This window comes from Nonomuraea sp. B208 (assembly GCF_057536035.1).
Map to the genome: position 1 here is coordinate 836,039 of NZ_BAAJOU010000027.1, position 18,648 is coordinate 854,686.

At 71.4% G+C, this 18,648-nt stretch carries 21 protein-coding genes; 11 read left to right on the top strand and 10 right to left on the bottom strand.

Annotated elements, in window-relative coordinates; translation table 11 throughout:
* Positions 1 to 37: 37 nt before the first annotated feature.
* Complete coding sequence (locus AC27IY_RS35610) at positions 38 to 640, bottom strand: TIGR03086 family metal-binding protein (RefSeq protein WP_487180680.1); 603 nt, start codon at positions 638 to 640, stop codon at positions 38 to 40.
* A 50-nt stretch (positions 641 to 690) separates the two neighbouring features.
* On the opposite strand from AC27IY_RS35610, the gene AC27IY_RS35615 reads away from it, so the two are divergent.
* Both AC27IY_RS35615 and AC27IY_RS35620 read left to right on the top strand, forming a co-directional pair.
* Entirely contained in the window at positions 691 to 1,158 is a 468-nt protein-coding gene (locus AC27IY_RS35615; protein ID WP_423476022.1) for a MarR family winged helix-turn-helix transcriptional regulator, read from the top strand.
* A 128-nt stretch (positions 1,159 to 1,286) separates the two neighbouring features.
* A complete protein-coding gene (locus AC27IY_RS35620) occupies positions 1,287 to 2,222 on the top strand; it encodes an NADP-dependent oxidoreductase (RefSeq protein ID WP_487180681.1) in 936 nt (311 codons plus the stop codon).
* A gap of 29 nt (positions 2,223 to 2,251) precedes the next feature.
* On the opposite strand, the gene AC27IY_RS35625 is transcribed toward AC27IY_RS35620, so the two are convergent.
* On the bottom strand, positions 2,252 to 2,734 hold the full coding sequence (locus AC27IY_RS35625; RefSeq protein WP_364448156.1) for a pyridoxamine 5'-phosphate oxidase family protein: 483 nt from the start codon (positions 2,732 to 2,734) through the stop codon (positions 2,252 to 2,254).
* 19 nt (positions 2,735 to 2,753) lie between these two features.
* Entirely contained in the window at positions 2,754 to 4,166 is a 1,413-nt protein-coding gene (locus AC27IY_RS35630; RefSeq protein ID WP_487180683.1) for an MFS transporter, read from the bottom strand.
* A 169-nt stretch (positions 4,167 to 4,335) separates the two neighbouring features.
* On the opposite strand from AC27IY_RS35630, the gene AC27IY_RS35635 reads away from it, so the two are divergent.
* Complete coding sequence (locus AC27IY_RS35635; RefSeq protein WP_344207707.1) at positions 4,336 to 4,830, top strand: winged helix-turn-helix transcriptional regulator; 495 nt, start codon at positions 4,336 to 4,338, stop codon at positions 4,828 to 4,830.
* Positions 4,831 to 5,263: 433 nt separating this feature from the next.
* The gene (locus tag AC27IY_RS35640; protein ID WP_487180684.1) at positions 5,264 to 6,058 is read left to right on the top strand and encodes an integrase; all 795 of its coding nucleotides are present in this window, start codon (positions 5,264 to 5,266) and stop codon (positions 6,056 to 6,058) included.
* Between the two features lie 51 nt (positions 6,059 to 6,109).
* Here the strand turns inward: AC27IY_RS35640 and AC27IY_RS35645 are convergent, their stop codons facing one another.
* On the bottom strand, positions 6,110 to 6,283 hold the full coding sequence (locus AC27IY_RS35645; protein WP_487180685.1) for a hypothetical protein: 174 nt from the start codon (positions 6,281 to 6,283) through the stop codon (positions 6,110 to 6,112).
* On the opposite strand from AC27IY_RS35645, the gene AC27IY_RS35650 reads away from it, so the two are divergent.
* From AC27IY_RS35650 to AC27IY_RS35665, 4 genes are all read left to right on the top strand, one after another.
* Positions 6,282 to 7,682 carry an MBOAT family O-acyltransferase gene (locus tag AC27IY_RS35650; RefSeq protein WP_487180686.1) on the top strand — a complete coding sequence of 467 codons (1,401 nt, stop codon included), beginning with the start codon at positions 6,282 to 6,284 and terminating at the stop codon, positions 7,680 to 7,682. The two genes, AC27IY_RS35645 and AC27IY_RS35650, sit on opposite strands and share 2 nt — an antisense overlap.
* Positions 7,683 to 7,693: 11 nt before the next feature.
* Entirely contained in the window at positions 7,694 to 8,851 is a 1,158-nt protein-coding gene (locus AC27IY_RS35655) for an alginate O-acetyltransferase AlgX-related protein (RefSeq protein ID WP_487180687.1), read from the top strand.
* 122 nt (positions 8,852 to 8,973) lie between these two features.
* Positions 8,974 to 9,540, top strand: a complete 567-nt coding sequence (locus AC27IY_RS35660; protein WP_423449734.1) for an RNA polymerase sigma factor — start codon at positions 8,974 to 8,976, stop codon at positions 9,538 to 9,540.
* 2 nt (positions 9,541 to 9,542) lie between these two features.
* On the top strand, positions 9,543 to 10,169 hold the full coding sequence (locus AC27IY_RS35665; RefSeq protein WP_487180688.1) for a hypothetical protein: 627 nt from the start codon (positions 9,543 to 9,545) through the stop codon (positions 10,167 to 10,169).
* Between the two features lie 71 nt (positions 10,170 to 10,240).
* On the opposite strand, the gene AC27IY_RS35670 is transcribed toward AC27IY_RS35665, so the two are convergent.
* The 5 genes from AC27IY_RS35670 to AC27IY_RS35690 form a co-directional block, all read right to left on the bottom strand.
* Positions 10,241 to 10,642 (bottom strand): DUF6009 family protein, encoded by a 402-nt coding sequence (locus tag AC27IY_RS35670; RefSeq protein ID WP_091088912.1) that lies wholly within the window; start codon positions 10,640 to 10,642, stop codon positions 10,241 to 10,243.
* Positions 10,639 to 12,159, bottom strand: coding sequence for a DNA primase family protein (locus AC27IY_RS35675; RefSeq protein WP_344207714.1), 1,521 nt, complete (start codon positions 12,157 to 12,159; stop codon positions 10,639 to 10,641). Before AC27IY_RS35675 ends, AC27IY_RS35670 begins: the two co-directional genes overlap by 4 nt.
* Positions 12,156 to 13,262 carry a bifunctional DNA primase/polymerase gene (locus tag AC27IY_RS35680; protein ID WP_487180689.1) on the bottom strand — a complete coding sequence of 369 codons (1,107 nt, stop codon included), beginning with the start codon at positions 13,260 to 13,262 and terminating at the stop codon, positions 12,156 to 12,158. The genes AC27IY_RS35675 and AC27IY_RS35680 overlap by 4 nt, the downstream gene beginning before the upstream one ends.
* Positions 13,263 to 14,044: 782 nt before the next feature.
* Positions 14,045 to 15,541, bottom strand: a complete 1,497-nt coding sequence (locus AC27IY_RS35685; RefSeq protein ID WP_487180690.1) for an FAD-dependent monooxygenase — start codon at positions 15,539 to 15,541, stop codon at positions 14,045 to 14,047.
* 62 nt (positions 15,542 to 15,603) lie between these two features.
* Positions 15,604 to 16,206 (bottom strand): TetR/AcrR family transcriptional regulator, encoded by a 603-nt coding sequence (locus tag AC27IY_RS35690; RefSeq protein WP_487180691.1) that lies wholly within the window; start codon positions 16,204 to 16,206, stop codon positions 15,604 to 15,606.
* Between the two features lie 147 nt (positions 16,207 to 16,353).
* On the opposite strand from AC27IY_RS35690, the gene AC27IY_RS35695 reads away from it, so the two are divergent.
* The 3 genes from AC27IY_RS35695 to AC27IY_RS35705 all read left to right on the top strand — a co-directional run bounded on the left by AC27IY_RS35695 (position 16,354) and on the right by AC27IY_RS35705 (position 17,669).
* Positions 16,354 to 16,512, top strand: a complete 159-nt coding sequence (locus AC27IY_RS35695) for a hypothetical protein (RefSeq protein WP_487180692.1) — start codon at positions 16,354 to 16,356, stop codon at positions 16,510 to 16,512.
* Positions 16,500 to 17,042, top strand: coding sequence for a hypothetical protein (locus AC27IY_RS35700; RefSeq protein ID WP_487180693.1), 543 nt, complete (start codon positions 16,500 to 16,502; stop codon positions 17,040 to 17,042). Before AC27IY_RS35695 ends, AC27IY_RS35700 begins: the two co-directional genes overlap by 13 nt.
* A 72-nt stretch (positions 17,043 to 17,114) precedes the next feature.
* Positions 17,115 to 17,669, top strand: coding sequence for a hypothetical protein (locus AC27IY_RS35705; RefSeq protein ID WP_487180694.1), 555 nt, complete (start codon positions 17,115 to 17,117; stop codon positions 17,667 to 17,669).
* A gap of 68 nt (positions 17,670 to 17,737) precedes the next feature.
* On the opposite strand, the gene AC27IY_RS35710 is transcribed toward AC27IY_RS35705, so the two are convergent.
* The gene (locus tag AC27IY_RS35710) at positions 17,738 to 18,496 is read right to left on the bottom strand and encodes a hypothetical protein (protein WP_487180696.1); all 759 of its coding nucleotides are present in this window, start codon (positions 18,494 to 18,496) and stop codon (positions 17,738 to 17,740) included.
* Between the last annotated feature and the right edge of the window lie 152 nt (positions 18,497 to 18,648).

Genomic DNA, 18,648 nt, shown 5'->3' on the forward strand with positions numbered 1-18,648 from the left:
TCGGCCGCGTAGCGGGGACGCTCTCGCGGCACGGCGTTCAGCCGGGCCAGCGCGGTGACCGGCCCAGGATGGCGACGATCTGGTCCAGGCGGGACTCTCCCTCCCAGGCGAGCGCCGGCGCGAAGGCCGTTCCGGGAGCGCGGCGGGTCTCGCCGTCAGGAACGGCCCGGGCCACGTCCAGGGCGACCTCCAGCAGGTCCGGCGGGAACTCGACGTCAAGGCCCAGCGCCTTGGCGAGGTCCCACGAGTGGACGACGTAGTCGATGAAGTGAAAGCCGACGGCCTGCCTGCCGGGGAAGGCGAACCCGGTGGCGATCTCGGGCAGGGGGAAGCTCCGCTCCAGCACGCCGTCGGCGGCGAAGGCCGCCAGGACACGGTCGGCCGCGTCGCGGTAGCTCGCCACGACGTCGTCGCCCAGAGAGCGCAACCGCCACTGGGCGATGTCCCCGTCGCCCCTGGCCGCCGCGGCGAACCCGTGATGCTGGGTCGCCATGTGCGCGAGCAGGCCGTACACGGTCCAGCCGAGGCAGGGCGTCGGCCGGGACAGGTCCGCGGGCCGCACGCGGGAGGCCAGCTCGACGCTGGCCCGCACGGCCTGCGCGTCGAGGGCGACGATGTCGACCTTCTCATTAGTAAGCACCTGCATATAATCTACGGCTGCTTATCATCTGTCAACGGTAATATGACCGCGTGACGAGTCGCCGCGACCTGGCCGCGATGCTGCAGCCCCTCCTGCAGTCGCTCATCGCGGCCGAGCTCCCGGTGCTGGCGAAGCACGACCTGTCCATGTGGGGCTACATCGTGCTCGGCGCCCTGGACGACAGCGCCGTCCGCACCCAGGCCGCCCTGGCCGAGACGATCGGCGCCGACAAGACCCGCATCATCACCACCCTCGACAAACTGCAGGCGGACGGGCTCATCACCCGCGATCCGGACCCGCGCGACCGCCGCGCCCGCATCCTCGCGATCACCGACGAGGGCCGCGCGAGGCGCCGGGCGGTACGCGCCGAGATCCAGGCCAACGAGGAACGCCTGCTCGCCCGCCTGCCCGAGGCCGACCGGCAGGGCTTCCTGCGCGCCCTGCAGACGCTCTCCCTGCTGCCCCGCGCCGAGATCGTCGGCGGACCCGTTGCCGAGGAGCGGGTGGAGTCGCCCTAGCTGGTGATGGCACACCTATCGCGCTCTTGCGGGTGCGTTACACACCTCCAGGTGCTTACTTCCTTTCGGAGAGCAGGTTTCCGTAGGGTCGTCGTCGAATCCTGAAAGTGGGACGACGAGGAGGCTTCATGCGTGCAGTTGTCATCCGTACGTTCGGCGACCCGGAGGTTCTCCAGATCGCCGACGTGCCGATGCCGGTCGCGGGAGAGGGACAGGTCCGGATCCGGGTCGAGGCCGCGACGGTCAACCCGGTCGATCTGGCGACACGGTCCGGCGCGCTCACCGAGGCGGGCCTGCTGCCGGCGCGGGACGTGATCGGCATCGGATGGGACGTCGCCGGAACCGTCGAGGAGACGGGCCCAGGGGTGACCGGCCTCCGGCGCGGTGACCGGGTGATCGGCCTGTCCGACCGGCTGGACGTCCCGCTCGGCGCTCAGGCCGAACACGTCGTCCTCGACGCGGACGCGGTCGCCGCCGCGCCGGCGGGCGTCTCATCCGTACAAGCCGCCACACTGCCACTGAACGGCCTCACCGCCGCGCAGGCGCTCGACGGGCTCGACCTGGATCACGGGCAGACGCTGCTGGTGACCGGGGCGGCCGGCGCCGTCGGCGGCTTCGCGGTCCAGCTGGCCGTAGCGCACGGGCTCCGGGTGATCGCGGTCGCCGGTGCCGATGATGAACCGCTCGTCCGCAGGCTGGGGGCCGAGCTGTTCGTGCCGCGTACGGCGCGGCTGGGCGAGGCGGTCCGTCGTCTCGTCCCGGGCGGTGCGCACGCGGCCCTGGACGCCGCCGTGGCCGGGGTGGCCGCCCTCGACGCGGTCCGGTCGGGGGGAGCGTTCGCCGCGCTGGTGGCGGGAGGGGCGCCGCTTCCGCTGCGCGGCATCCGGGTCTTCAATCACTGGATCCGCGCCGACGGCGCCCTCCTCTCCAGGCTCGCCGCCCTGGTCGAAGCGGGTTCCCTCACCCTGCGCGTGGCTGAGAGTATGCCGCTCGACCAGGTCGCCGCCGCCCACCGGCGCCTCGCCGGAGGCGGTCTCCGTGGCCGCCTCGTCCTCACTCCTTGAAGCAGGCGGCGCGGGCGCGCCCGCTCCGGTCAGGCGGGCTCCGCCTGCCAGATCCTGCTGTGCAGGTCGGCGCCGCGGATGACCTGGACGCGCCATGGGGTCAGCCGCAGGACGTGCAGCCGGGGATCCTCGGGGCTGCTCCAGAAGTTGCCCAGCTCGTACCCCGCTCCGGGCGGGCTGCCCTCGCGGTAGAGGTTCCACACCCGGCGCACGACCGCCGGGTCGCTCACCCATTCGGCCACGGTGTCCAGGCTCACGGCGTTCTGGCGGGGGCTCCAGTAGGAGAACGTGGTGTGCGGGTTGCGGGCCAGGTGTGCCGTCTTCACCGGGGTCCGGTAGGTGGCCAGCCAGCCGAGAGGGCGGCCGTCGACCACTTCCCAGATCGGTATCAGGACGCGCGCCCGCGGGCGTCCCTTGGCGTCCACCGTGGTCATGGTGGCGTACACGATGTCGCCGATGTAGGCGGCGAACTGCTTCTCGATCTCGTCGAACGACGTCACCTTGTCTGCCATGAGGCACTCCGATCGGGGGTCAGGCCGAGGCCGGGACGGATTCGACGGTGGCCGGCGAGTCTCCGGCACGACGGCGGGTCCCGAAGGCGGTGATCACGGCGGCGGTGATCGCGGCCACGACCGGGACGACGAGGGCGAGCTGGAGGGAATCGAGCCTCGCCGCCCGCGTGGTGGCCTCGCCGAGCGCCGCGACGCTCACGGCCGTCACCGCCGACAGACCGAGCGCCGTGCCGAACTGCAGGGCGGTGTAGAGCAGGCCGCTCGCCAGGCCGTGCTCGTGCTCCTCGACGCCCTCTGTCGCCGCCATCGTCAGCGGGCCGTAGGCCAGGGAGAACGCGACGCCGAGCAGGAGCATGGTCGGCAGCATGGCCGCGTAGGTCCAGTCCATCCCGATCGGCAGGAAGAGCGCGTAGCCCAGGGCGGCGGCCACCAGCCCGCCGAGCAGCACGCGTACGTTGCCGAACCGGTTGACCAGCCGCGGGGTGAGCGTCGGCGCGAGGATCGTGTCCATGCCGATCACCAGCATGGCCAGGCCGGTCTGCAGGCTGCTCCAGCCGCGGACCTCCTGCAGGTAGAGGGTGGCCACGAACTGGAAGCCGGCGAACGAAGCGAGAAAGAGCAGCGCTCCCAGGTTGGCCCGTACCAGCGGGCCCGAGCGCAGGATGCCCAGCCGCACCAGGGGGTTGGCCGTACGCCGTTCGATCAGTACGAACAGCGCCAGCAGGGCGAAGCCACCGGCGAACACTCCGAGCGTGACCGCCGGGTCGTCGCCGGGGCGCTCCAGCCGGACCACCCCGTAGACCAGCAGCAACATCGCGCCGGTGATGCTGAGGGCACCGGCCAGGTCGAAGCCGCCCTGCCCGCGCTCGGGCGTCGCGCTCTCCTTGAGCAGGACCAGCGCCGCGAGGAGGATCACCGCCGCCAGGATGACCGGCGCGAAGAACACCCACCGCCATCCGATCGCGGTCAGCAGCCCGCCGATGACCAGGCCGAGGGAGAAGCCGCCGGCGGCTGTGCCTGCGTACACGCCGAGCGCCTGCGTCCGCTGGGGCCCTTCGGGGTAGTTGACGGTGATCAGCGAGAGCCCGGCGGGGGCCATGAACGCGGCCGCCACCCCGGTCACGAACCGGGCGACCAGCAGCATCCATCCTTCGGTCGCGAAACCCCCCAGGCCGGAGAAGACCAGGAACACGGTCAGCCAGAACAAGAACATCCTGCGGCGGCCCAGCAGGTCGGCCGCCCGGCCGCCGAGCAGCATGAATCCGCCGTAGCCGAGCACGTAGGCGCTGACCACGCCGCTGAGCGTGCCGGTCGACAGGCCGAGGTCGGCCCGGATCGCCGGCAGCGCGACGTTCAGCATCGCCACGTCGATCCCCTCCAGGAAGACGGCCCCGGCGAGGACGAAGAGCACGCCCCAGGCGCGCGCGTCCATACGGCCGCTCGGTGTGGATCTCGATGTGGATATGGACATGATGCGCCCCTTATGAGTTCTGGGAGTAAGGCATCCGGCAGACGCCTGCGGCACGGACCGGCCATGGTTCCCGGAAGGCCTGCCGGTTCCTTCTTGTAACCAGCAGAATCGTCGAGCATCATCAGATGTCATGGAAGATGGCACTTCTAAGTCCCTCGGTTACTGCGGTGATACCGACGGCGACTACGACGTTCTCCAGTGGGACACGCGCGAGGACTGCGAGGTCCGGCAGATTCTCGACCGCGTCGCGGACAAATGGTCGCTGTTGGTCATCGCCCTGCTCGACCAGCGCTCCCTGCGCTTCTCCGAGCTGCGCCGCAGGATCGACGGCGTCAGCCAGCGCATGCTCACCCGCACGCTGCGGCACTTGGAGCGCGACGGGCTGGTGAGCAGGACCGTGCACCCGACCGTCCCGCCGCGTGTCGACTACGAGCTGACCGCGCTGGGCACGACGTTGCACGCCACCATCCGCGCGCTGGTCACCTGGACGGAGACCCACCAGAACGAGATCGCCGCCGCGCGCACCGCCTACGACGCCCGCGTGCTGGCCGAGCAGTCGGCGGCCGAGGCGCAGGCCGCCGAACGGGACGAGATCGCCCGCAACGTTCTGTCGGGCAGCCGTTGACAGCTCGGTGCGTCGTGAGAGCGACTCGAGCGACCGGCCGCGCCGATTCGGCCAAGAGCTACGGAGGGTGAGTCGAGGAGGGCAGGTATACGCGCTGCCCTCGGTCGCTGCCGTCGGGGAGGGAGAGGTTCGCTCGGCTGAGACGCTCGTCGGTCACTGCGCGCTGCTGCTGCTCAGGGGCCTTTCCGGAACACTCCAGCGACCGAAGCGACTGAAGGTTGCGCTCTGTGACACAGATCGACGCGGAACGAAGTACAGGCCATGAATCCCCTCCCCCCGGTCGCTTCAGTCGCTCGCCGACTCGACCGGGCGTCCTGAGCAGCGCGAACGCCAGCGACTCAGGGTGCCTGCGTGCCGGCTCCGTCCGTCGCTCCGACTCTGTGTCCGAAGCTCACCGCGCGGGACGTCGCCGCCAGGCCGGAGGCGGCAGGACGTGCGGGTGACGATGGCGAGCGTTCCAAAGCGGACTGACCGCGCGAATGAGGACTTCACCTGCGCCGGACCGACGGCAGCGGTGCTCATCGACGGCGCCGGCATCCCCGGCGCCGAATCGATCTGCCGGCACGGCGTGGCCTGGTACGCCAGTCGCCTGGGAAGCAGCCTCCTCGGCCTTCTGTCACTCGTGCAGGACCGCGGCCTTCCGGCGCTGCTCGCCGAGGCCATCGAGCAGGTGACCGACGGTCACCGTGACACCTGCGACGTGGCGGACCCCATCAGCCCGTCGGCGACCGTAGCCGTCCTGCGCCTGTCCGACGGCCTCCTCGAGTACCTGGTGCTCGGTGACTCGGTCCTCGTGCTCGACCGAGCGGATGATGATCCGTTCGTCGTGTCCGACCCCCGTGAGGTGATCATCAGCCGGTCGTACCAGCCCGCGATCGAGGCCGCCGCCAAGGGCGGTGACGAGTACCACCGGCTCCTGCGGGACCTGCGCTCCCACCGCAACCAGCCGGGCGGCTTCTGGCTGGCCAAGGACGACCCGCGGGCGGCGGACGAGGCGATCACCGGAAGCCGCCCGATCTCCGGGCTGATCGGCGCCGCTCTGCTCAGCAACGGAGCCAGCCGCATCGTGGACCGGTTCCAGCTCGCCGACTGGCCACAGGTCATGGCCATGCTGGCGTCGAGCGGACCCGCCGAGATCATCCGTCGTGTCCGGCAGGCGGAAGCGCGCCGCGCGGTGGCGGCGGACGATGCGACGATCACCTACTGCACGGACCTGGACGAGGTCTGAACGCGTCCCCATGAAGGATTTCCGCCTGGCGCGGCAATGACGGGTGAACCCCTACGCCAGGAAGGCCCGCATGAACGAGTCCGAGATCTTCGCCCCACTGTCCAGGAACAGCCGCCCCGCGCCCCCGGGACGGCGGGCGAGGGGTTGACGGGCGTCCGGGCAAGAGCCGGAGATCGTCTGGACCGCGATGTCGTTCGCCTCCCCGTTGTTCCTGTGGTTCTTCATGCCGGCCACACTGCTGGCCCTCTGGGCGCTGCCGCGCCGCTGCCGCAACGCGGTCGTCGCGGCGGCCAGCCTGGTCTTCTACGCCTGGGGCGCCGGGCCGCACACCCTGCTGCTGCTGTCGGCCATCGTCGTCAACTACGGGGCCGGCCTGGCGCTGGACTCGGCGCGGCTGCGGGATCGGCCCCGGGCCCGCCGCAAGGTGCTCCTGGCGGCCGTCGGGTGGAATGTCGCGATGCTCGCGGTGTGGAAGTACGCCGGTTTCGCCACTGAGCAGCTCGACGCCCTGACGGACGCGCTGGGTCTGGGCCACAGCCCGATCGTGACCCTGGCGCTGCCGATCGGGATCTCGTTCTTCACCTTCCACCACCTGTCGTACGTGGTGGACGTCTACCGCGGCAGCACGCCGGCCCAGCGAAGCCCCGTCCGGTTCATCACCTACATCGCGATGTTTCCGCAGCTCGTAGCGGGACCGATCGTCCGCTACCACGAGATCGCCGAGCAACTGGGCGACACCCGCAGGGACCGCCTCGGCGACCTGGCCGCCGGCTTTCCCCGCTTCGCCCTGGGCCTGGCCAAGAAGGTGATCGTCGCCGACTCGCTCGCCGCCGTCGCGGACGCCGCGTTCGCGCAGGCCGGCAGGCCGGTCAACACGCCGACGGCGTGGCTGGGGGCGGCGGCCTTCGCCCTGCAGATCTACTTCGACTTCTCCGGCTACTCCGACATGGCCGTCGGTCTGGGCCTGATGTTCGGGTTCCGGCTGCCGGAGAACTTCGACCGGCCGTACTCGGCGTATTCCGTCACCGACTTCTGGCGGCGCTGGCACATGTCGCTGTCGCGCTGGTTCCGTGACTACGTCTACATCCCGCTCGGCGGCAACCGGGGCGGCGCGCCGAGGACCTACCGCAACCTGCTGATCATCTTCGTGCTCTGCGGCTTCTGGCACGGCGCCGACTGGACCTTCCTGGTGTGGGGCCTCTACCACGGCGCCCTGCTGGTGGCCGAACGGCTGCTCGGCTGGGACCGTCCGCCGGGCACCGTCTGGGCCCTGGCGCTGCGCCGCGCCGCGACCCTCCTGCTGGTCGTCGTCGGATGGGTGTTCTTCCGCGCGAAGAGCATGAGCGAGGCGTGGAGCATGCTGCGGGCGATGTTCACCTGGCGGCCGGGCGAGCTCGACGAGTTCGTCGCCTGGGCCGCCAACGGCCAGCGGACGGCCGTCTTCGCGCTGGCGCTGGCCGTGGTGGCGCTGCCGGCCTCGCGGGCGCTCGGCCCGCTCATCGAGACGGGCCGCGGGCCGGTGGTGCGGGTGGCGCGCGCCGCGGTGACGTGGGTGGCCGCCCCTTACGCGGCGATGCTGGTCGCCGCCGGCACGTTCAGCCCGTTCCTGTACTACCAGTTCTGATGAGGACACCGATGACCCTCGTACGGACCGGATCGGCGCGACGGGCGATGACGACGCTCGCGGCCGCGCTGTTCTTCTGCGGGCCCGCGCTCGCCTTCGCGTCGGGCGCGCGGGCGGTGGAGATCGAGAACCGCAGGCTGCCGGAGCTCCCGGCCCTGTCGCGCGGCTGGAGCGTCATACCGGACGTGGAGGCCTGGGCGTCGGCTCACCTGCCGTTGCGGCAGTACGCCGTCCGCGCCAACGCCACCCTGTCGGAGCTGCTGTTCGACGAGGCGCCGTCGTACCACACGGGGGGCGCCCCCGGCTATCCCCGGGTGATCGAGGGGCGGGACGGCTGGCTCTACTTCGGTGACGACGTGACCGAGGCGTGCCGGCCGCGCTGGTCGATCGCCGAGACCCTGGAGCGGGTACGCCGCCTGGCCGAGATCGTACGGAGATCGGGAAGGCGCTTCCTGTTCACCGTGGCTCCCGACAAGACCACGGTCAGCCCGGACCGGTTGCCGGACCGCTTCCCCGGTCAGGCCTGCCTCCGCGAGCGCAAGCAGGAGTTCTGGACCGCGCTCCGGGCCGCCGGCCTGCCCGGCTTCGTCGATCTCCGGGACCGGCTGGAGCGGGCGCAGCGCGAGTCCGGCACGCCGGCGTACTGGCGGACCGACAGCCACTGGACCGAGCACTCCGCCGGCCTGTACGGCCTGGAACTGGCAGGCGCGCTCCAGCCCGGCCTGTCCCGCGACACCCGGCTGGTGAAGACCGGGCAGGCGCCGCGGAACGGCGACCTGGGCGGGCTGCTGGGGATACCCGTCGAGGAGAGCATCGACCGGTGGCGGCTGGTCCGCGACGGCGTGCGGCAGGTCCGGCGGGACGATCGCGAACTGCCCGTGTCGTTCCGTGTCGTCAACCAGTCGGACCAGGCGCCGCTTCACACGCCCCGGACGCTGCTGATCGGCGACTCGTTCACGCGCAACTCGCTGCCCTGGGTGGTGCCGTACTTCGCCGACCTCACCTACCTGCGCAGCGACGCGCCCGCCAGGACGGGGCCGGACGATCTCGTGGAGAAGGTCGTCCGGAGTGAGACGGTGGTGTTCGAGATCGTGGAGCGGTATCTCGTCGGCGGGCACGCCGAGATGCTGGACGACGCCGTGCTCGCCGCCCTCGACGAGGCGCTCTGAACGCTCGCGCTTCCTGGCGTGACGCCCTTCCTTACGGCCGTGATCGTCGTCACCGTGAAGAATCTGGGCCTGGCGCGGCAATAGCTGGTGACCGCCGCATAAGCCAGGAAAGGTCGGCATGCATGACAATCCCTCGCGAAGCTGTCGAGGTCGACGACGCGATCCTCATCGAGAGATCGCTGAACGAGCCCGAGATCTTCGCCACGCTGTTCGACCGGCACGCTCCGCTCCTGCATCGCTACGTGACCAGGCGGCTCGGGCCCAGCGAGGCCGAGGACGTCGTGGCCGACACCTTTCTGGCCGCCTTCCAGCAGCGCGGCGGCTATGACCGCCGTCGCTCCGATGCCCGGCCGTGGCTGTACGGCATCGCCTCCAACCTGATCGGCCGCCGGCGTCGTGCCGAGATGAGCCTCTACCGCGCCTACGTCCGCAGCGGCGTGCACCCGGCGGAGCGCTCCGGCTTCCAGGTCGAGGACGGGGTCAACACCCTGGCCGTCAACCGGCCGCTGGCGCTCGCCCTGATGGAGCTCAGCCCGGCCGACCGCGACGTGCTGCTGCTCGTCGCCTGGGCCGAACTGAGCTACCAGGAGGTGGCCGACGCGCTGGCCATCCCGCCGGGGACGGTCGCCTCGCGTCTCAACCGGGCCCGTCTCCGGATCCGTCAAGCCCTGAGCCGACAAGGAGATTGACCATGGACGAGCTGGACGAGCTGAAGGCCATGTGGCAGGCCGTCCCCCCGGCCTCCCCGGAGGAACTGGCCGGAGCGCGGCAGCGGCTGCTCCGCCGAACGCGGCCCCGGCGACGGGCCGTCACCGGCCCACGGCTGCTGGTCGCGGCCGGTGTCGCGGCGGGACTCGTCGTCACACCCTTGATCAGCGGCACCGGGACCTCCGCCTACGCGGTGGCCGAAAGCCCGGACGGCACGGTCATGGTCACCGTCAACGAGCTGCGCGATCCCTCCGGGCTGGAGGCCAAGCTCGCGGAGGCGGGCGTCAAGGCCGACGTGACCTTCCTGGCGCCGGCCATGCGGTGCACGGCCCCTCGGTTCGTCAGCGTGGACCAGACCTACGGCGGGGCGCCGGCCGCGGACGCGAGCGAGCTTCGTTCACTCGTGGAGAGGTCGCGCTTCTCCAAGGTCGTCCAGGTGAAGTCCATCCGGACGATTCGGATCGCCCCGCAGTACATCGAGCCGGGCGAGACGCTCGTGGTGGAGTTCCGTGACAACCGGAGCTCGTACATACCCTGGCTGCTCGCCACGTCGCTGGCACCGGCGGGCACCACCGTGAAGCCGTGCGCGCCCGTCAAGGACCCTCACTGAGCACCCGGCACGCGGGCCGGGTGCGCGTGACAGTCGCCCGAGCCACCCGTTGGAGGGCGGCTCGCGGCTGATCAGGCCTTCGGAAGGGTGATCCCCAAGGCGACCATGGCGGGCGAGGGAGGCCCGCCCTCGGAGCGTTCGGTCTTGTGGCCGGGCTTGCCGGGGGCCAGCGTCCGGGGGTCGACCGACTCCAGCGGGGCTCCGGTGCTGTATTCGCCGTCCGGGAGCGTGTCGCGGTCGTGGGGGGCCAGCCAGAAGACCCGGCGGTGGAAGGTGCCGGACGCGGGAGCGGCCTTGGCCGTCCGCCCGAGCACGGCGTAGCCCACCATGCGGCCGTCGCGGTGATAGGCGGGCTTGCCGCGACGCGTGGGCAGCCTGTCCAGGCTCTGGCGGACGTAGTCGAGACCCTCGGTGTCCTCAAGCCACACCAGCTCGACCTCGTGGCACAAACTCGATTCGTTGATCAGGCTCATCGCCGGGCCTCCTCACCGTGGAACTCGGAGCTGAGGCCGATACCCGGATAGAACTTGCGCGAGTTGGACAGGATCATATCCTTTGGCGACGTCATTCTCAGTGTGTCGCGAATGCGTGCGGCGAAGTTGCGGGCCGAGACAGGGGTGGCGCCCTCTGAGCTGCACCAGCGGGTGTAGGCCGCGTACAGACTCGTCTGTTCTGCACGCAGGCCCGGTTCGAGTATGCAGGCGTCTCCGATGAACCGCCCCACTACATCCTCCGTCGCTTCGTAGGCATCTGTCGCTAGACGTACCCGTTGCGGCCCTGACAAGTCTTTCTCGCCCGCCAGGTAGCGGCGGGCTCCGTCGACCAACCAGGACAAGATTCCCGGTCCCTCCTCATCCACCAGGATGCGTGCGAGGTTGTCAATCTTATGTTCTTCGGACACCACCCGTTCGAAGGGGATCAGGCGCAGCCGCCGCCAGAACGCGAACCCGCCCGTGCTCACCTCGGGGCGATGGTTGCCCAGCAACCACAGGTGGTGAGTCGGGTCGAAACTGAAGAAGTCCTGACGCATCCGGCGCGCCTTGATCTTGTCGCCGCCGGTCAGCAGCTTCACCCGGGCCTCGTCGAAACGATCACCGGGCTTGAGCTCGGAGCAGACGATGACCCGGCGGCCGTGCAGCTCGGCCAGGTCGGTCGGGTGGCCGTCGAACGACTTGGCCATGAGGAACCCGGGCGGGGCCGCGTCGGCGTAGTCGCCGAGCAGTTGCAGCATGACCTCCAGCAGCACGGACTTGCCGTTCTTGCCGGCGCCGAACAGGAACGGCAGGACCTGCGCGCCGACGTCCCCGGAGATGGAGTAGCCGAGCAGCAGGTGCAGGAAGTCGACGGTCTCCTTGCCCTCGGCGTCGTCGCCGAAGGTGTCGGAGAGGAACCGCTCCCAGCGCGGGATGGGGCCGGGCTCGGGGGCCAGGGTGGTGGAGCGCGAGTGCAGGTGCCGCTCGGGGTCGGGGGCGGTGATCAGTCCGGTACGCAGGTCGACCACCCCGGCCGGGGTGCACAGGGCGTAGGGGTCGGCGTCCAGCGCGGCGGCGTTGAGCGCCATGCCGGGAGCCGCCTTCGCCTGCACGAGCATGGCGTGGATGCCGGCGGTCGACAGCGCCCGCTTCTTGTGCCGACGCAGGTCGCTGGCGGTGTGCCGGTGGAAACGGTCGAACACGGCGAGCTGGTCGGCCATCTCCCCCGCCGCCCAGAGCACGGCGTCGCTCTCGTCGGGGATCCAGCGGTACTCCGCCCAGCGGTACCAGCCGAGGCCGGGCACGTGCTTGAAGTCGCGCCCGTACAGGTGCACGAACAGCTTGGCGTTGCCCCGGTCGCTCAGCGACTCAGGCAGCAGCCCGTCGCTGGTCGCGGGGGCCTGGGCAGGCGGCGCGGCCGGCGGCGGAGCAGCGGCGGGCGGGATCTCGGCCAGTTCGAGCATCTGCTGGGCGGCGGCTTCCGCGTTGAAGCCCCCGGACGGGGTGCCGGGCGTCATGAGCGTTCCTGGAGGTAGAGCGGCCGGGTGGAGCCTCGGGTCAAACCGCTGCTGATGATCTTGTCGGAGCGGCCCTCCTGTCCAGGACGCGCGTGGTGGGCGGCCGCCGCCAGCATCGTCTGGGCGTCGTGCGCGGACAGATATCCGCCGGCGACGAGGCCGCCGGCGGTGTACGCCGCTCGGTTGAGCTTGCCGGTGAAGCCCGCGCCGTGCGGGACGGACGCGCACGCCTCGATGTCGGCCAGCAGGCGGTGCAGCAGGCGTTCGGCCGAGGTGTTCCGGCCACCGGCGCCGACGACGGCCTGACGGGCGCGGGGCGGGATCGGGCGGCCCTGCTGGGGCGGCCTGGCGGCGGGGACGGGGACGTGCCCCGTACGGGAGAGTTCCTGGGCGAGCCAGTGCGGCAGGGGCGCGGGCACGCGGCACTCCCCCACCGCCGTGTAGACGCCGTCCTGGGTGCGCATCCCTGGCGCGATGATGTAGCCGCCGTGGGCGCGTACGTCGACCTGCCAGGCCAGGGCCCGGGAGGAGCTGGAGCCCGTGGAGCAGAGGAACGTCTGGCCGGGCTCGGCGCGGTACCAGATGTGCAGGCCGCCGGAGGGCGTACGGACCCGCAGGGTCGAGGCGTCGGCCGCGGGGTCTGGGGCTCGGCGCAGGGCCGCCAGCAGCGCCAGCGTGTCGAAGCCGGTCGCGAGGCCCGCCAGGTCGACCCGGGGGTCGATGGGGATGCCGGGCAGCAGGCGGTCGCGGTCGGGCACGGGCGTGGGGTGGGCGTCGACGTCGATGACGACGAGCCGGGCGGGACCGCAGGCGACACCGACACCGAACGCCGGGTGGGCGCCCCACCAGCTGTCGATCAGCTCCGAGTCGACGGTGGCGGCGTGGAACCCGTGGCACCACCGGCCTTGCCGCAGGCACGGGCATCCGGCCGGGTCGTGCCCGGCGGCCTGGCAGGCGGGGCAGTTGCGCGCCGGGGTCTTCCGGCCGGCGGCGAGGGGGTGGACGGGCCAGCCCTGGGCGGCGCACCAGCGGGCGATGTCGATCGGCCGGGAGAGCTGGGGAGGGCTGGGGGTGACGTCGTCGAGAGGGGCGTGCAGAGTCACGTCATCCCTTCTCGTGGTCCGGGCAGAGGGTAGGTCGCCGGTTCGGCCTGCTTGCCTGTCGCCGCCCGTGAGGGAGGCTGAGCGACTGAAGCGACCGAGCCTTGAACATGGCACGACAGATTAGCGGACCTTGGGGCGGCTGTGGGGGATGGCGTGGGCGTGGCGGAAGAAATGCGACGCGGCTTCGCGATGGCCCCGTGAGGCGAGGCGCGTCGGCGACGGGCCGTCTGGAGTAGCGACTGAAGCGACTCTACTGAGCACTTATGACGCCAGCACGACGATGCGTACTACGACGACATATACCGGAGGAGGAGTCGCTTTGGTCGCTGCCCATCCTCGCACAACCCCCTGACCTGCGGCTTTGTCAGCGACTCAGGACCAGCTACCGAAGCACTGTCAGTCCCTCGGTCCCCGGCCGCCCCACGCGCCCCGCGGCTTTTGGGATTGTTTGAGCCCCGGCCCGGAGAGGGAGCGACTGAAGAGACCGAGGGCCGGCCGGGTCGCTTGGGTCGCTCCAGCACCCAAGCGACTGACGCTCAGTCTCTGCGCCGCGGTGGGCCGCCCGGTCATGACAGCGACCGGAAACGCGGCCCCGTCCCCCTCCCCGGATCGTGCGCCGAGCAGCGCCGCATGCCGGTCTTCAGTCGCTTGAGTCGCTTCGATCGCTCGGCCTGCATGAGCGGTCCGTACGCCTTTTCGCCGGGCCCGGTCCCTTCAGTCGCTCGGGTGCTGTCAGGGACGGCTCGGCGGGGCCGGGCCGGTATCCGCTCCCCCGTGACCGATCAGCCCAGCCAGCGTCGGATCGCCGTCCTGAGCGACGCACGGGACTCCGCGTCGGGCTGCGGGACATCGGTGGCCCACGCCACGTATCCGTCGGGCCGCAGCAGCAGGGCCGTGCACGGCACGGCGGGCCCGGGCAGCCCCGCGGTCGCGGGGTGTCCCCAGTCGCCCCCGGTGAAGTCGATCAGGTGCGGGCGGCCGTCCCTGGTCAGCTCGGCGAGCCGGCCCCCGCCCTCGAGGTCCAGGTCTGGAGCCCACCGGCCGGCCAGCGGATGGTCGCTGCCCACGTCGTAGCGGATGTCGGCGCCCGACATCAGGTCGGCGATCCGGCGGACGTTGCGCGGGTCGCCGAGCAACTCGGTGAACAGGGCGCGCAGGCCGGTGACCTCGCTGCCCGGGGCGATCAGCGCGGACTGGGCGCGCGAGGACATCACCACCCGCTCGGCGGCCGGGCGCCGTTCGGACTCGTAGGTGTCGAGGAGCCCGGCGGGGGCCGTGCCGCGCACCTCGGCCGCGAGTTTCCAGCCGAGGTTGACCGCGTCCTGGAGGCCGAGGTTGAGCCCGGGCCCGCCGATCGCCGCGTGCACGTGAGCGGCGTCGCCGACCAGCAGCACCCGGCTGTCACGGAAACGCTCGGCCAGGCGGGTGTTGCCGCCGTTGAGCTTGCGCATCAGGTGCGGCCCCGGGCCGTCGGGCGGGCCGAAGACGATGTCCGCGCCGAGCACGCGCCGGGCGCTGGCCTGCAGCTCCTCCAGCGTGAGCGGCCCTTCGGCGTCCTGTCCGTTCCACTCCATGGTGGAGATCAACGGTGCGGTGGAGCTCGGCAGGGGCGCGTACACGAACAACCCGCGTTCGGTCCGGTGGTGCAGCAACGGCGGGATGGGCCCGTACCCGGGGACGTCGAGGCCGCCGGTGGCCGGGTCGATGAACTCGGCCGGAACGGTGGCGTGGGCGGTGCGCGAGATCGTGGTGTCGGTCGTCACGCCGGGGAAGGCGATGCCAGCCAGCTTGCGCACGATGCTGTGGCCGCCGTCGGCCCCGACCAGAAAACGCGCTTCGACCGTGTACGGCCCGGCCGGGCCGGTCACCTTGAGGGTCACGCCATCGGCGTCCTGGGCGAATCCGGTGAGTTCGTGGCCGCGCCGGATCTCGACGCCGAGCTCGCCGGCCCGTTCCTCCAGCATCTGCTCGATCCTGAGCTGCGGGACCGGGAGGAGGTAGAGGGGGTTGTCGTCCAGCACGCTCAGGTCGATGGGCAGCGCGCCGAAGACGAACCCGGGAGCGGGCCGCGGCGGGTCCTGGACACCGGCGAGCCGCTCGTACAGGCCGCGCCGGTCCAGCATCCGCACCACCTGCCCGACCAGACCGTTGGCGCGGTTGTCCTGGCTGCGCTCAGGCAGGCGCTCCAGGACCAGGGGGCGGACTCCGGCCAGGCTGAGCTCGCAGGCCAGCATCAGCCCGTTGGGCCCGGCTCCGGCTATGACGACATCGACGATCATGGTGGTCCTTCCGGGCATGACGGATCGGCCGGCGGCAGGCCGGCAGAGAGAGATGGGGAAGGTCAGGGCGTCGGCAGTCCGGCGGCGACCTGACCGAGGGCGTCGCGCAGCAGCTCCGGGAACGGTGCCGGTGCTTCGCCGTGGAGCCACAGGTGAATGGTCGCGAGCACGGCGGCGCCGACCGCCCCGGCGACCAGGTGCGGATACAGATCCCGATCGAGGTCGGTGCCGGTGCGCTCGGCGACCGCCGCGGCCAGCGCGTCCTGCGCGGCCGCGTGTGCCTTGAGGAATTCGCCCCGGTGCTCAGGGTGCTGGGTCATCAGCTTGACACCGGTGATCCAGTGCTCGTCGGCCGGCCACCCGCGCTCCTGCATGCCGAGCGCGAACCGGGCGAACACCGCGTTGGTGACGGCCTCCCACAAGGGCTCGCTCTCCGGCCTGGACCTCAGCTCGTCGGCGATCTGCACCGCCCGGTCGAAGTGCCTGGCCGCGATGGCCTCGCCCTTGCTGGAGAAGTAGTTGTTGAACGTGCGGTGCGAGACGCCCGCCTCGGCGGCGATGTCCTCCACCTTGACGTTGTCGAAGCCACGCTCGACGGTCAGCTTGATCGCCGCCCAGCTGAGCGCGAGCCGGGTTTCTTCCTTCTTGCGCTCCCTGAGCCCCATACGAGCACCCTACACAAACTTGCGAGCCACGCAAAGATGCGAGTTGCGCAAAATTTTGGGCGGCGGGTGCGGTGCTCTGCCCTGCCCTGCCCTGGCCGGCCACCGAGCGGCGAACACTGGGTGACAGTCGCCTTAGAGGAGAGCGCCATGACTGCACCACCCGGCGCCCGCGGCTACGAGGAGATCGCGACGGCCCCGGACATACCGGTGGAGACCGTCGGGTCCCGGATCAACAGGACGCGCAAGAAGCTGCATAAGGCCCTGGGCGACGTCAACCCGGTCGGGGAGCGGCGATGGACGAGTTGAAGCTGATCGGAGCCGCGTTCGCGGAGCCCACGCCGGAGGCGGCGGCGGAGGGACGTGACCACCTCCTCCGCCTGACCCGTGAGGCACGGACGGCGCAGCCGGCCCGCGCCCGCCGCAGCTGGCCCGCCACGCTGCCGATCCGGCGCCGTAGCGGTGACGCTCACCGGCGGCATCGTCGTCGCCCAGGTGAGTCCGGGGGCTCCGACCCGCGTACCCCTGCATACCTGATCGCCGCCCCTCCAGCCGACGCCAGGACACTGCTCATCCGGGCTGCGTCGGCCGCCGCCCAACAGCCGGACCCGGTTCCGGCCCGCCACCAGTACGTGCGCACCAAGACGCTGGCCCAGCGCAGCCTCTACACCAAGGACGAGTCAGGCCGGACGCTCCACACCAAGGTGCCGGTCAGCGAGGAGCGCTGGGAGGCCGCCGACCTGGACAAGCCCTGGCTGAGCCGCAGCCGGAACCCGCCGGCCACGGGACCGGCGCGCCGTAGGTACTGGGACCGCAGCGCCGAGGACATCGTGTCCTAACTGGGCGCCTGCCCAGGCCAACCGGCCTATGCCGGCTGGGCGACGGACTCCGCCCAGGTATGCGCAAAGATCGTGGCCGACACGGGCGAGCAGCCACTGCGCATCTGGCGCTCACTCCAGAGCCTCGTCCGCGACTCCGTCGTACGGCCCAGCCTGGGCGCCGCGCTCTATCAGGTCGCTGCCGGGCTGGACGGCATCGTGCTCATCGACGACGCCGTGGACGCGACCGGCCACCCCGGCCTGGGCGTGGCAATGGACGAGGGCGACAGCACACGATCCGAGCTGATCTTCGACCGGACGACCTACCACTACCTGGGCGAGCGCACGGTGAAAACCAGGGACCGCAGGGTGCAGGTGTCCCCCGGCAGCGAGTTCACCGAGAGAAAGGGCACCGTCAACGGCACCGCGGCGCTCGCCGTCGAGCTCGCCCCCGGCCTGCTCGCGCAGACAGCCCGCGCTGGCCGCCGCACCCCCGGAACGTGGTCGGGTGGCCGACAGGCGGCCCCTCGACGTCGCCGTTGTCGTACGAGTCGAACAGGGGGCCGACGCCGTTGTCCGTACGGGCCACGAACCCGCCGGGAGATATGTAGAAGCCCGCGCTGGCCAGCTCTGGATGCACCGCTCTGAGCACCTGGAATGAGGAGTCCGGCGCCGCGGCGGTCGAGTCCGACATGACCGACAGGGCGCCGGGCGTCTCAGGTGGCGGGAAGAGCCCTGACGCCGGACGTCCCGGTGAGCGAGCCCTCCTCCTCGTCGTCCAGCAGGTACGCCTCCACCGCGACGGAGACCAGCGTGGACAGGTGCTCGGCGCCGGTCTCCTCGACGAGCTCGGTCAGGATGTCGAGTTCTGCCGGGCGGAACTGCACCGGCCACAGCACCCTGCGGACGCCCGCCTTCGATCGTGACCGCAGGTTCCTTCGAGGCGGGAATCGCGAGCCGTTGGGCCGACTGACTTCCAGACGTGCCTGCACCAGGAACCCGAGTACGCCTTCGGTCAGGTAGTGGTCGATGGCGTCCATCGCCAGCTGGGCGTACTCGATGCCCTCGGCACGGCTCATCTCGCGCGCCCGCTCTTTGACCTTGGGCGTCACGTAGATGCTGACTTGCTCAGGCGTCTGGTACGCACTGGTCGGTGAGGGCTCAGCGACCGGAGCGGGCGCGCGGCGGGCGGCCGCCTGTGCGGGACGGGCGGTCTGACGGCGCGGCTTGGTCGCGTGCGGCGTGGGAGGACGCGACGGCGACGGTGATGTCGCGTCCTCCGCCGTGCGGGCTCGTACGGCCTCCTCAGGGGCCCTGGGGGGCGAGCCTGCGGCGCTGTCGGGCGATCCCGACGGCTCCGGCAGGCCGCCCGCGTCCGCGGGTGCGACGACCACGCTGACGGGCTTGGAAGGCGTCCGCGGCGTGGGCGTCTCGATGGCGAGCCCGGCGGAGGAGCCGTCCGCCTCTTGTGCCACGGGCGCGGGAGCGACCGGTGCTGCCGGAGCCTCGACCTTGGCGGGCTCTGCTGCGACCGGTGCTGCCGCTGCAGGCTCGGCTGCGACCGGCTCGGGTGCCGGCTCTGCTTGAGGAGCAGGAGCAGGAGCAGGCGGCGCGGGCGCAGAGGCCG